At 73.9% G+C, this 11988-nt stretch carries 12 protein-coding genes; 8 read left to right on the forward strand and 4 right to left on the reverse strand.

Annotated elements, in window-relative coordinates; genetic code table 11:
• Positions 1 to 34 precede the first annotated feature (34 nt).
• The 3 genes from ABT158_RS10840 (at position 35) to ABT158_RS10850 (ending at position 3858) form a co-directional block, all read left to right on the forward strand.
• Positions 35 to 808, forward strand: coding sequence for an enoyl-CoA hydratase-related protein (locus ABT158_RS10840; protein WP_352352551.1), 774 nt, complete (start codon positions 35 to 37; stop codon positions 806 to 808).
• A gap of 158 nt (positions 809 to 966) precedes the next feature.
• A complete protein-coding gene (locus ABT158_RS10845) occupies positions 967 to 2004 on the forward strand; it encodes an NAD(P)-dependent alcohol dehydrogenase (RefSeq protein ID WP_352352552.1) in 1038 nt (345 codons plus the stop codon).
• Positions 2005 to 2028: 24 nt separating this feature from the next.
• Positions 2029 to 3858 carry a glycoside hydrolase family 15 protein gene (locus ABT158_RS10850; RefSeq protein WP_352352553.1) on the forward strand — a complete coding sequence of 610 codons (1830 nt, stop codon included), beginning with the start codon at positions 2029 to 2031 and terminating at the stop codon, positions 3856 to 3858.
• Positions 3859 to 3863: 5 nt separating this feature from the next.
• Here the strand turns inward: ABT158_RS10850 and galK are convergent, their stop codons facing one another.
• Complete coding sequence (galK, locus tag ABT158_RS10855; RefSeq protein ID WP_352352554.1) at positions 3864 to 4976, reverse strand: galactokinase; 1113 nt, start codon at positions 4974 to 4976, stop codon at positions 3864 to 3866.
• A 43-nt stretch (positions 4977 to 5019) separates the two neighbouring features.
• Between galK and ABT158_RS10860 the strand changes: the two genes are divergently transcribed.
• Positions 5020 to 5856: a 1-aminocyclopropane-1-carboxylate deaminase/D-cysteine desulfhydrase gene (locus ABT158_RS10860; protein WP_352352555.1), complete on the forward strand. Its 837-nt coding sequence runs from the start codon at positions 5020 to 5022 to the stop codon at positions 5854 to 5856.
• Here the strand turns inward: ABT158_RS10860 and ABT158_RS10865 are convergent.
• The 3 genes from ABT158_RS10865 to ABT158_RS10875 form a co-directional block, all read right to left on the reverse strand.
• A complete protein-coding gene (locus ABT158_RS10865) occupies positions 5790 to 6452 on the reverse strand; it encodes a DUF6766 family protein (protein ID WP_352352556.1) in 663 nt (220 codons plus the stop codon). The two genes, ABT158_RS10860 and ABT158_RS10865, sit on opposite strands and share 67 nt — an antisense overlap.
• Before the next feature lie 88 nt (positions 6453 to 6540).
• Complete coding sequence (locus tag ABT158_RS10870; protein ID WP_352352557.1) at positions 6541 to 6921, reverse strand: hypothetical protein; 381 nt, start codon at positions 6919 to 6921, stop codon at positions 6541 to 6543.
• Between the two features lie 50 nt (positions 6922 to 6971).
• On the reverse strand, positions 6972 to 7517 hold the full coding sequence (locus ABT158_RS10875) for a hypothetical protein (RefSeq protein ID WP_352318877.1): 546 nt from the start codon (positions 7515 to 7517) through the stop codon (positions 6972 to 6974).
• A 114-nt stretch (positions 7518 to 7631) separates the two neighbouring features.
• Between ABT158_RS10875 and ABT158_RS10880 the strand changes: the two genes are divergently transcribed.
• Genes ABT158_RS10880 through ABT158_RS10895 form a run of 4 tightly spaced genes read left to right on the forward strand, consistent with a single transcriptional unit; the run spans position 7632 to position 11952 of the window.
• Positions 7632 to 8363: a TetR/AcrR family transcriptional regulator gene (locus ABT158_RS10880; RefSeq protein WP_352352558.1), complete on the forward strand. Its 732-nt coding sequence runs from the start codon at positions 7632 to 7634 to the stop codon at positions 8361 to 8363.
• On the forward strand, positions 8360 to 10837 hold the full coding sequence (locus ABT158_RS10885; protein WP_352352559.1) for a PEP/pyruvate-binding domain-containing protein: 2478 nt from the start codon (positions 8360 to 8362) through the stop codon (positions 10835 to 10837). The genes ABT158_RS10880 and ABT158_RS10885 overlap by 4 nt, the downstream gene beginning before the upstream one ends.
• A gap of 49 nt (positions 10838 to 10886) precedes the next feature.
• A complete protein-coding gene (locus ABT158_RS10890) occupies positions 10887 to 11033 on the forward strand; it encodes a hypothetical protein (protein WP_352352560.1) in 147 nt (48 codons plus the stop codon).
• Complete coding sequence (locus ABT158_RS10895) at positions 11020 to 11952, forward strand: phosphotransferase (protein ID WP_352352561.1); 933 nt, start codon at positions 11020 to 11022, stop codon at positions 11950 to 11952. Before ABT158_RS10890 ends, ABT158_RS10895 begins: the two co-directional genes overlap by 14 nt.
• The last annotated feature ends 36 nt before the right edge of the window (positions 11953 to 11988 follow it).

Below are 11988 nucleotides of genomic sequence, written 5' to 3' on the forward strand. Positions count from 1 at the left end.
GCCAGCCCCGCCCAGAACATGGTTCGGTTAGCGCATGGCGGAACTCGTGCTCTCATCGTCGGACCGGGGCGTGCTCACGCTGACCTTCAACCGTCCCGACACGCTCAACGCCTGGACGGACGCCATGGGCCGGCGCTACTTCGACCTGCTGGCCGAGGCCGAGAAGGACCCCGACGTCCGGGCGATCGTGGTGACCGGCGCAGGCAAGGGCTTCTGCGCCGGCGCCGACTTCAGGACGCTCGCCGCCATCCAGACCGGCTCCTACGACGAGACCCCCGACCCCCGTCCCAACACCTTCCCCACGACCATCGGCAAGCCGATCATCGCCGCGGTCAACGGCGCCTGCGCCGGGCTCGGCATGGTGCACGCGCTCGTCTGCGACCTGGTCTTCACGGCCGAGGAGGCCAAGTGGACGACCGCCTTCCCGCGCCGCGGCCTGGTCGCCGAGTACGGCCTGTCCTGGGTGCTGCCCCGGGTGATGGGCCAGCAGCGGGCCATGGACGTCCTGCTGTCGGGCCGGGTGTTCAGCGGGCGGGAGGCGTACGAGCTGGGGCTGGCCAACCGCGCGGTGCCGGGGGAGTCGCTGCTGGCGCAGGCCCAGGAGTACGCCAGGGAGCTGGCCGTGCACAGCTCGCCGGCGTCCATGGCGGTGATCAAGCGGCAGGTGTGGCAGGACTGGGACGTCACCCTGGAGGAGTCGGCCAGGAAGGCCGTCCACGAGATGCTGGCCTCCTTCGGCCGGCCCGACTTCGCCGAGGGCGTCGCCAGCTTCCTGGAGCGCCGCCCGCCGGACTTCCCGGCGTTGTGAATCCGCAGGCCAGAGGGGGTGCGGGCGGAGCGCCCCGAGGTTAGACGGCGATCCCGGCAGGGTAGGGCTGGGCGTGTCCGAAGGGTTCCCGGCCAGGCCGGGACGTGGGGGGACGTCCAGCGCGGGCACGTTCGGGGGGCGCGGTGCAGGCTTTCGTCATGAAGGAGATCGGCCGGGTCGGCTTCATGGACAAACCGGTGCCGCGGCCGGGTCCGCGCGACGCCGTCGTCCGCACCACCACCGCCCTCATCTGCACCTCCGACTCCCACACCGTCCAGGGCGGCATCGGGCCGCGCACCGATCTCACACTCGGGCACGAGGGCGTCGGCGTGGTGCACGAGGTGGGCGAGGAGGTGCGCGACTTCCGGCCGGGCGACCGCGTCCTGGTGGGGGCCATCACCCCCGACTGGGGCGACCTCGCCTGCCAGGACGGCCATCCGTCGCAGTCGGGCGGCCCGCTCGGCGGGTTCAAGTTCGCCAACTCCAAGGACGGCGTCTTCGCCGAGTTCTTCCACGTCAACGAGGCCGACGCCAACATGGCGAAGATCCCCGACGGGGTGCCGGACGAGACGGCCGTCTACTGCGCCGACATGCTCTCGACCGGGTTCATGGGCGCCGAGAACGGCGACATCCCCATCGGCGGGGCGGTCGCCGTGCTGGCCCAGGGCCCGGTGGGCCTCATGGCCACCGCGGGCGCCCGGCTGCGCGGCGCCGGCCTGGTCATCGGGGTCGAGTCGGTGCCCCGCCGCAAGCGGCTGGCCCGCGACTTCGGCGCCGACGAGGTCGTCGACTTCAGCGCCGAGGACGTCGTCGAGGGCGTGCTCCGCCTGACCGGCGGACAGGGCGTGGACACCGCCATCGAGGCGCTCGGCGCGGACGCCACCTTCCAGACCGCGATCAAGATCACCAAGCCGGGCGGGACGATCTCCAACACCGGCTACTACGGCCAGGGCGAGTTCGTCCGCATCCCGCGCGTCGAGTGGGGCGTCGGCATGGCCGAGAAGAAGATCACGACCGGCCTGTGCCCGGGCGGGCGGCTGCGCATGGAACGCCTGCTGCGCGTCCTGGAGGGCGGCCGGGTCGATCCCACGCCGCTGACCACCCACACGTTCCCCTTCGCGGAGATGGAACGCGCCTTCGAGGTCTCGGACAAGAAGCTCGACGACGTCGTGAAGGTGATGATCACCTTCCGGTGACGACCTCGGAGGAGAACGCCGGTCATGCTCGATCTCGATCCACCCTTCCGCCCGGTGCGCCACCGGGAGGGCTACCCGGCGCTGGAGGACCTCGGGCTCATCGGCGACGGCACGACGGCGGCGCTGGTCGCCCTCGACGGCTCGATCCCGTGGTTGTGCCTGCCGCACTTCGACAGCGACCCGCTGCTGTGCGGCCTGCTCGACCGCGAGCGCGGCGGCTGCTTCACGCTGACCACCGACGACCTGCGCGAGGCCAGGCAGTACTACGAGCCGGACACCGCCGTGCTGGTCACCGAGCTGCGCGGCCCGTCCGGCGTGGTCCGGATCACCGACGCGCTGGTCCTGCGCGCCGGGGCCGACCTCAGCGACGACGCGGGCGGCGGACGGGGCGAGCTGGTCAGGTCCGCGGTCGTCCTGGCGGGGGACGTGCGCCTGCGGGCGGAGCTGGCGCCGCGCGGCGGCGGGCAGACCCGGATGCTCGGCAGCGGCCTGGAGGTGCGCGCCTCCCGCCGGCCCGACCTGCGGCTGCACCTGCGCTCCAATCGGCCGCTGGGCGGGCTGCGCACCGTGCACGACCTCCAGGAGGGCGAGCGCCTCGACCTGGTGCTGTCGTGGGGACGCATCCACCGTCACCACCGGTTCGACCCCGAGGCGATGGTGCGGCAGACCGCCGACGCCTGGCGGCGCTGGATGGGCGCGTGCACCTATCAGGGCCCGCAGGAGGCGCTGGTCCGGCGTTCGGTGATCACGCTGAAGCTGTGCGACGACTGGGTGAACGGCTCGCTGGTCGCGGCGCCGACGTCCTCGTTGCCCGCGCCCGTCGGCGGGGTGCGCAACTGGGACTACCGCTACACCTGGATCCGCGACGCCGCCTACGCCGTCTTCGCGCTGCGCCGCGTCGGCTTCGCGGAGGAGGCCGACGGTTTCCTCGGCTGGGTCCTCGACGCCTTCGAACAGAGCGGGCAGCCGCGGATCATGTACACGCTGCGCGGCGACCCCGTACCCGAGGAGGTCGTCGACGCCGACCTGGAGGGCTACCGGCGCTCGGCACCGGTGCGGTGGGGCAACGGCGCGGCCGACCAGCGCCAGCACGACGTCTACGGCGAGGTGCTGGACTGCGCCGACCAGTGGCTGCTGCCCGGCCGCGACCTGCAGCCCGCGCTGTGGTCGGGGCTGTCGGCGCTGGCCGAGGCCGCCGCGCACACCTGGCGGCAGCCCGACCAGGGCATCTGGGAGGTACGCAGCCAGGGCCGGGTCTTCACCTACTCGGCGGGCATGTGCCAGGTGGCGCTCGACCGGGCCGCGGCCATCGGCGAACGGCTGGGCCTGGCCGGTCCGATCGCCAGATGGCGCGCCACCGCCGAGGAGCTGCGCCGGCTGATCCTGGAGCAGTCCTGGGACGAGGAGGCGCAGTGCCTGAGCGAGCACCTCGACGGCGGCGGCGGCCTGGACGCCAGCCTGCTCGCGCTGCCGCTGCGCAAGGTCGTGCCGGCCAATGACCCGCGGATGGCGGCGACCACCGCCGCCGTCGCCGAACGCCTGTCCGCCGGTGACGGCCTGCTCTACCGCTACCTGCACGACCGGTCGCCGGACGGCCTGCCCGGCGACGAGGGCGCCTTCCTGCTGTGCAGCTTCTGGCTGGTGGACAACCTCATCCTGCAAGGTCACCGGGCCCGCGCCGAGGAGCTGTACGCCTCCCTGTGCGCCCGCGCCGGCCCGCTCGGCCTGCTCCCGGAGCAGATCGACCCGGCGACGGGCGCGTTCGCGGGCAACTACCCGCAGGCGTTCAGCCACATCGGGGTGATCGCCAGCGGGGTCAACCTGGCACGGGCGGGAGCGGCCCGCACGCCCTGACCGGCTCAGGCCAGGCGGTGGGCGCCCTGGGCGGCGGTGGCGGCCAGGAAACGCGGGGCCTGGAAGCCACGCTCGGCGTAGGCGGCCGAGACCGACTCGCGCACGCCGTCCAGGCGGTCGTCCGGGACCAGGGCGATGGCCGAGCCGCCGAAGCCGCCGCCCGTCATCCTGGCGCCGCGGGCCCCGCCGCGGAAGGCGGCCTCCACGGCCACGTCGAGCTCCGGCGAGGACACCTCGTACTGGTCGCGCAGCGACAGGTGGGAGGCGTTGAGCAGGGCGCCGATCTCGGTCACCTTGCCCGCGCGCAGCAGGCCGACCAGGGCCTCGACGCGGTGGTTCTCGGTGACGACGTGCATGACGCGCTTGCGCTCGTCGCCCTGGAGCCGGTCGAGGGCCGCGGCCAGGTCGGTGACGTCGCGCAGGGACGCCACGCCCAGCTTGCGGGCGGCGGACTCGCACTCGGCGCGGCGCTTGGCGTACTCGCCGCCGGCGTGCTCGTGGTGGACCTGGGTGTCGATGATGAGGATGCTCAGGCCCTCGGCGGCCAGGTCGAGGGGGATCTTCCTGGAGCCGAGCGAGCGGCAGTCGAGGAACAGCGCGTGGCCCTCCTCGCACAGCGCCGAGGCGGCCTGGTCCATGATCCCGCACGGCATGCCGACGAAGTCGTTCTCGGCCCGCTGGCTGAGCAGCGCGATCTCCATCGGCGTCAGGCCGAGCCCGTGGACGTCGTTCAGCGCGGAGGCGACGGCCACCTCCAGCGCGGCGCTGGAGCTGAGCCCCGCGCCCTGGGGCACGTCGCCGTCGATCGCGATGTCCGCGCCGGCGACCCGGTCGCCGAGCATGGCCGGCACGCCCACGGCGTAGCGGGCCCAGCCGGTCGCCGCCTCCCTGGCCGAAAGCTCGATCGGGCCGCCGGAGGACTGGAGGGACAGCAGCCGGATGGTCTGGTCGGCGCGCGGGGTGACGGCGGCGCTCACGCCCCACGGCACCGCGAAGGGCAGGACGAAACCGTCGTTGTAGTCGGTGTGCTCGCCGATCAGGTTGACCCGGCCGGGCGCGCGCCAGACCGTGCGGGGATCGGCACCGAAGGCGGCACGAAAAGCTTCAGCAACGCGCATAATCCAACACTCCTCAACAAAGGCCCGACCGTAGACTAGCGCCATGGAGGAGCTCCTGGATCCAGCGCTCGGCCAGGTCCGGGTGTTCCTGATGCACGACGACAACAAGCGCCGCAAGCTCAGGTACAACCTGGGCCATCGGCGGCTGCTCACCTTCGGCGGGGCGTACTCCCATCACATCAGGGCCGTGGCCCAGGCGGGAAGGCTGCACGGCATCGAGACGATCGGGGTGATCAGGGGCGAGGAGCACCTGCCGCTCAACCCCACGCTCGCCTTCGCCGCCTCCTGCGGGATGACCCTCACCTACCTCGACCGGGCCGCCTACCGGCTCAAGCACACGCCCGAGGTGCAGGCTCGGCTGCGGGAGCGGTGGGGCGACGTGACGATCCTGCCCGAGGGCGGAAGCAACGCCGCGGCCGTGCGCGGCTGCGCCGAACTGCCGCCCGAGATCGACGTCGACTACGACGTCGTCTGCTGCCCGGTCGGCACCGGCGGCACGCTGGCCGGCATCTCGGCCGGGCTGCCCGAGGGCAGGCGGGCGCTGGGCTTCGCGGTGCTCAAGGGGGCCGGCTTCCTGGCCGGCGAGGTGGCCCGGCTCCAGCACGAGGCCTACGGCCGCACCTGGACGAACTGGTCGCTCAACCTCGACTACCACTTCGGCGGCTACGCCCGCACGACCCCCGCCCTCGACCGGTTCGCCGCCGAGCACCGGGTCGAGGGCGTCTACGTGGCCAAGATGCTCTACGGCGTCCTCGACCTGGCCCGGCGGGGGGCGTTCGCGCCGGGCACCCGCGTCGTGGCCGTGCTGACCGGTCAGCCCTCGACGTCCGTGGCCGCGTGCGGGGCGCCGACCGGCTTCGACTCGGGCGAGCCGCGCTGACGCAGGTAGATCGACAGCACCACCATCGACAACACGGCCAGCAGCTCCGACTGCCAGTTCTGCAGGCTGCGGTTCCAGAACTCGGCGGAGGTCACGTACTGGCCCCACGAGACGGGGTCGCGCAGGTCGCCGAGCCGTCCGGAGTTGTAGGCCGCCTGGCCCGCCACCGACTGGGCCAGCCACGACAGCACGAAGATGGCCCCCATCACCAGCCCGAGCGAGTTGCTGAACAGCCACAGCCGGGCGCCGCGGACCTTGGCCCAGGCGGGGGAGTAGCCGGCGGCGTGCGCGCCGACCTGCTGGTCCTCGTCCGACTCGGCCCCGGCGTCCTCCACCTTCTTGGACTCGGGGGAGCCCTTCTGGACGAGCCAGACGGTCAGCATGATGTACAGGAAGAACTGCAGGTACTCCGACTGCCAGTTCTCGGCCACGTCCACGGCGAAGTCGGAGGAGGTGACGTACTCGGCGAACGACACCGGGTCGGCGCCCTGAACCAGCTGCACGTCGTTGAACTGCAGCATGCCCGCCACCGCCTGGCCGCCGAGCGCCAGCAGGAACATGACCAGGAAGGCCAGCGAGAGGGAGTTCTCCTTCACCCACTTCACAACCGCGCCCACCCGATGGCCAGGAACCAGGCCAGCCCCGCCGCGATGACCAGCAGGGTCAGCGTGAACATCACCCGCATCAGTTCTCCACCTCGCATTCGTAGGGCAGGTCGTGCACGGGCCGGCAGCCCGCGGCCTTGACCCGCCAGCCGTCGTCGAAGCGGTGCAGGAACAGGGTGTCGCCGGCCAGCCGCACCTGGGCCTCCTTGCCCCACACGCGCACCTCGGTGACCGCGCCGCCGGGCCCCAGCTTGAGGTCGCCCAGCGCCTGGGCGCAGGTCTGGCCGCGGTCGGGCAGCTTCTCGGCGGTGCTGCGGGCCAGCAGCCCGCACGCGGCGTCCTCGTGGTGCGCCTCCAGGGCCGCGTGGAAACGCTCGGCCGCGCGGGCGGGGGACGTCGTGTCCACGGCGCAGCCGACGGCCGCCAGGAGGAGCGCCGTCACGACGAACGGAAATCTCATGGGCCTCCCGCTACCCACGGGGGCGGCGGGCATGCTGGCCGGCGGGCGGGCTACCCGAGCTGGTCGAGCACCGGGGCGACCAGCGCGTTGAGCTCGCGGACCAGCACGAGTACGGCCCGGTGGGCGCGCTGCTCGACCTCGTCGTGCGGCCCCTCGGGCTCCGGCGGGAGGTCGCCGAGCGGCACGGGCGCCTCGACGAGCAGCGTGGCGCGCAGGAACGGGATGCGGGCGAGGTCCTGCTGGCTCGGCTCGACGTACTGGCCGAAGGTCTCCTGCCAGCCCAGCCAGCCGCGGTCGCGCCACCAGGCGCGCGACCTGGTCAGCTCGGCGGGCAGCGGCGAGACGATCCGGACGCGCGCGAACAGGGTGCCGTCCCAGGTGTTGCGGTGGCAGGTGGCCTCCAGGACGCGGCGGTCCCAGCGCACGTAGCCGGGGGTGAGGGCGGGCGGGGTGGCCAGCCGCCAGGCCGCGCAGGCGAACCTGACCGGTGCGATGTCACCCCACTCGAACTCGTCGAGGTTCTTGCGCACGTGCACGGCGTAGCGCCCGTCACGGTCCCTGTCGAACTCCTGGTCGATCCAGAACGCCTTGCCCATGCCCCCTACGCTACGGCCCGGCGGCGCCTTCCCGGCGGCGTACGGGAGATCCGGCCTTGCCGTCAATTACGTGACCGTTTAAGCTCATCTGGTCAAACAATTGGAGGACGACGTATGGCCAGAGCGGGCAGGCCCCCGCAGGACCCCGCGCGGCAGGCCGAGCGCGCCCACCGGATCCTCGACGCCGCCGCCGAGCTGATCCTGCGCTGGGGCTACGACAAGACCACCGTCGACGACGTCGCCAGGCGCGCCGGGGTCGCCAAGGGCACGATCTACCTGCACTGGAAGACGCGCGAAGAGCTGTTCGCCGCGCTGCTGCGGCGCGAGCGGGTGCTCATGCTGGACCGGGTGCGCGACGGCGCGCCCGCCACCCTCGGCGAGCTGTTCGGGACCCTGGCCTCGGCGCTGCTGCACCGGCCGCTGCTGCACGCGGTGCTGCTCGACGACTCCGAGGTGCTCGGCAAGCTCACCCGGCTCAAGCGGCAGGGCCCGGCGGCCGGCGGCCTCGAACTCGGCGGCCCCTTCGACGCCTACCTGCGCGAGCTGGTCCGGCTGGGCGCCGTGCGCGCGGAGCCGGCCGAGCACGTCACGGTGATCGGCTCGATCTTCTACGGCTTCATGTTCCTGCCCGGCGCGCAGCCGGAGTCCGAGCGGCTGCCCGGCGACCGCATCGCCGAGTTGCTGGCCGAGACCGTCGAACGCGCGGTGGGCACCGGGCGCGTGCTGCCGCCCGACGACGCCGCCGCCGTCGCGCGGGCCACGCTCGACCTCCTCGACGCCCTCGCCGACGTCGCCCGGCGCAAACTGGCGACATCCATGAGCCCGGCCAAGGAGCGCGTGCAATGAAGTCAGTCATCCCCCTCGACGACGAAGCCGCCGCCGACCTCGGCACCGCCGGCGGCAAGGGCGCCTCGCTGGCCCGGCTGGCCAGGGCGGGGCTGCCGGTGCCCGGCGGGTTCGTCGTGACCACGCGGGCGTACCGGTCGTTCGTGGCGGCGTTCGGCGACGAGATCGCCTCCAGCGGCGACCCCGGCGCGCTGTTCGCCGCGCACGAGATCCCGGCCGACCTGGCCGAGGCGATCCGGGCCGCGCACGCCGCGCTCGGCGACGACGTCGCGGTGGCCGTGCGCTCCTCGGCCACCGCCGAGGACCTGCCCGAGCTGTCGTTCGCCGGGCAGCAGGACACCTTTCTCAACGTCAGGGCCGACGGCCTGCTGGAGGCGGTCCGCCGCTGCTGGGCCTCGCTGTGGAACCCGCGCGCCGTCGCCTACCGCGAGCGCAACGGCGTCCCGCACGACGACGTGGCCCTGGCGGTGGTCGTCCAGGAGCTGGTGGACGCCGACGCGGCCGGGATCATGTTCACCGCCGACCCGGTCACCGGCGCGCGCGACGAGATCGTGGTCAACGCGTCCTGGGGGCTCGGCGAGGCGGTCGTCGGCGGGCTGGTCACGCCGGACACGCTCACCCTGTCCGGCGGCCGGGTCACCGGCTCCAAGGTCGCCGACAAGACCGTCATGACCGTGCGCACCGCGAGCGGCACCCGCGAGGAGCCGGTGCCCGAGGAGCTGCGCCGCGCTCCCGTGCTCGACCCGGCGCAGGCGATGGAGCTGGCCGCGCTCGGCGAACGCGTCCAGGCCCTGTACGGCATGCCCATGGACGTCGAGTGGGCCAGGCGCGACGGCACGTTCGCGATCCTCCAGGCCCGCCCGATCACCGGCCTGAAACCGCAGGTCGAGGAGTGGAACGACAGCCTCAAGGGCGACTACCTGTGGACGGCGGGCAACCTGGGCGAGGCCATCCCCGACGTGATGACCCCGGCGACCTGGTCGTTCGTCCGGATCTTCATCCACGAGGCCATGTCGGCCTCGGCGCTGCCCGGGTTCGACCTGGTGGGCAACATCGGCGGCCGCTTCTACATGAACCTCAGCGTCGTCCACTCCATCGCCGCCGCCCTGGGCATGCGGAGCAGGCTGGGCGCGGTCGAGCAGGTCTTCGGCAGGCTGCCGGCCGGGCTGGAGGTGCCGCTGGTGCGGCTGTCGCGCTGGGAGATCGTCCGGCGCGTCCTGCCGATGGCCGTCACCCTCCAGCGGCGGGTGCGCCGGAACATCAAGGACCTGCCGGCCTTCCTCGCCACCTCCCGGCAGCGCTGCGAGGAGCTGCGCGAACGCGTCGCCGCCACGTCCTCCGGCCCCGAGCTGGCCGACCTGTGGACGTCCGACATCGAGCCCCACCTGGTCATCTCCAGCCGCATGCTGGAGGCCGCCGGCCGCCAGGGCGGCGCCACGCTGGTCTGGACCCGCGACCGGCTGCGCAGGCTGATGGGCGAGGCGGACGCCGAGGCCATGCTCACCGGCGTCAACGCCGACGGCGAGCTGGCCAGCCTCGGGCCCGTCCTGGGCCTGGGCAGGCTGGCCAGGGGCGAGATCAGCAGGGAGGAGTTCGCGCTGGCCTACGGGCACCGCGGCCCGCACGAGTTCGAGGTCTCCAGGCCCCGGCCCGGCGAGGACCCGGCCTGGATCGACGCCCAGCTCGCCGGCCTGCGCGACCTGCGGGCCGGCACCGAGGCGCTGCTGGCCCGGCAGGAGAAGGCCAGGCAGGAGGCGTGGGCCCGGTTCGCCGCCCGCCACCCCGGCAAGGAGGCCCGGATGCGCGCCCGGGTACGGCGGTGGAACGCGGTCGTCCGCGACCGGGAGAGCGCCCGCTCGGAGAACATCCGGGCCTTCTGGGTGCTGCGGGCGTTCGTGGTGCGCGCCGGGGAGCTGACCGGGCACGGCGACGACCTGTTCCACCTCTACCTGGAGGAGATCCTCGACGTGCTGCGCGGCGACACCTCGGCCCTGGCCCGGGTCCCGGTCCGGCGGGCGACCCACGACCGGTACGCCGCGCTGCCGCCGTACCCGACGGTGATCGTCGGCCGGTTCGACCCCGTCCGGTGGGCCGCCGACCCGGATCGCCGGGCCGACGTCTACGACGCCCGCGGCTTCGACGTCCCGGTCAGCGACACCGTGACCGGGTTCCCCGGCGCGCCGGGCGTGGTCGAGGGCGTGGCCCGGGTCATCGCCGGCCCGGAGGACGGCGACCGGCTGGGGCCCGGCGAGATCCTGGTGACGACCCTGACGAACGTGGGCTGGACCCCCATGTTCCCGCGCGCCGCCGCCGTCGTCACCGACATGGGCGCGCCGCTGTCGCACGCCTCGATCGTGGCCCGCGAGCTGGGCATCCCGGCCGTGGTCGGCACCGGCAACGCCACCATGCGGCTGCGCGACGGCGACCGCGTCCGCGTGGACGGCGAGCGCGGCACGGTCGAGTTGCTCCAGTGAAAAGTCTGCGCCAAGTCGGCCGTCCCCCGGCGGCCGGTGTGTTCACTGGATGACCATGATCGAACAGTGGATCCTCGACGACGAGCGCGAGCTCGAAGCGCGCTGTGCCCGTTTCCGCCTCGCCCTGCTGGGCCTCGACCGCGACGCCGCCCAGCCCGACCTCCAGGAGGCCCGGCAACCGGATGACACCACCTGAACAGCGCCACTCGCCCGGCCTCCGGATCGGGCCGCCCGGGTGGGACGACCTGCCCGGCGCTCTCGTCCGGGAGGTCGAGCGGCGGCTCGGCCGGGCGGCGGCCGGCTTCGCGGAGCGGCACGGCGGCTTCACCGGCGGCGTGCGCGGCGTGCTCACGCTGACCGGCGGCGGCCGGGTGTTCGTGAAGGCCGTGCCCGCCGGTTCGCCGTACGCGGCCGACTACCGGGCGGAGGCCGTGGTGGGCGCGGCCCTGCCGCCGGGCGTGCCCGCCCCCGGGTTCCTGTTCTCCTGCGAGGCGGCGGGGTGGGTCCTGCTCTGCTCGGAGGTCGCGCCCGGCCGGCTCCCGCACGAGCCCTGGCACGACGACGAGCTGGCCGCCGCGCTCGCCCTGCTCACCGTGTGCGCCCGCGAGCTGACCCCGTCCCCGCTGGCGGGCCTGCCCACGCTGGCCGGGCGCATGTCGGGACGCTGCGAGCTGTGGAACACCCTCGACCCCGCCCGCGCCGGAGCCTGGGAACGCGCCCGCCTGCCCCGCCTGGCCGCGGTCGAACGCCGCTGGACGGCCCTGGTCACCGGCGGCACGCTGCTGCACTTCGACCCGCGCTTCGACAACATCCTCATCGACCGCGACGGGACCGCCCGCCTGGTGGACTGGGGGCGCGCCTGCACCGGCCCGGCCTGGGCCGACCTGGTCTGCCTGCTGCTGCAGTCGGACCTCGGGTCGCGCGACCCCGAGCGCCTGCTCACCACGCACCCGCTCGGCCGCGGGGCGCCCGCCGATCAGGTGGACGCCCTCCTGGTCGCCCTCCTCGGCTACTGGACGCGCTCGGCCACCGCGCCCGCGCCGCCGGCGCTGCGCGACCGGCGCGAACGCTCCCGCCGCGCCACCCTCGCCTGGCTGCGCACCCGCTGGCCCTGACGCGCCCCCGACCCGGCCCCCGAACTGGTTGCGGCC

The organism is Nonomuraea sp. NPDC001636 (assembly GCF_040298265.1).
In the GTDB taxonomy this organism is placed as follows: domain Bacteria; phylum Actinomycetota; class Actinomycetes; order Streptosporangiales; family Streptosporangiaceae; genus Nonomuraea.

Coding starts and splice junctions, on each gene's coding strand:
- ABT158_RS10890 (WP_352352560.1), top strand. CDS start 10,887: ATGACCATGATCGAACAGTGGATCCTCGACGACGAGCGCGAGCTCGAA.
- ABT158_RS10870 (WP_352352557.1), bottom strand. CDS start 6,921: ATGAGATTTCCGTTCGTCGTGACGGCGCTCCTCCTGGCGGCCGTCGGC.
- ABT158_RS10895 (WP_352352561.1), top strand. CDS start 11,020: ATGACACCACCTGAACAGCGCCACTCGCCCGGCCTCCGGATCGGGCCG.
- ABT158_RS10860 (WP_352352555.1), top strand. CDS start 5,020: ATGGAGGAGCTCCTGGATCCAGCGCTCGGCCAGGTCCGGGTGTTCCTG.
- ABT158_RS10875 (WP_352318877.1), bottom strand. CDS start 7,517: ATGGGCAAGGCGTTCTGGATCGACCAGGAGTTCGACAGGGACCGTGAC.
- ABT158_RS10885 (WP_352352559.1), top strand. CDS start 8,360: ATGAAGTCAGTCATCCCCCTCGACGACGAAGCCGCCGCCGACCTCGGC.
- ABT158_RS10845 (WP_352352552.1), top strand. CDS start 967: ATGAAGGAGATCGGCCGGGTCGGCTTCATGGACAAACCGGTGCCGCGG.
- galK (WP_352352554.1), bottom strand. CDS start 4,976: ATGCGCGTTGCTGAAGCTTTTCGTGCCGCCTTCGGTGCCGATCCCCGC.
- ABT158_RS10850 (WP_352352553.1), top strand. CDS start 2,029: ATGCTCGATCTCGATCCACCCTTCCGCCCGGTGCGCCACCGGGAGGGC.
- ABT158_RS10840 (WP_352352551.1), top strand. CDS start 35: ATGGCGGAACTCGTGCTCTCATCGTCGGACCGGGGCGTGCTCACGCTG.
- ABT158_RS10880 (WP_352352558.1), top strand. CDS start 7,632: ATGGCCAGAGCGGGCAGGCCCCCGCAGGACCCCGCGCGGCAGGCCGAG.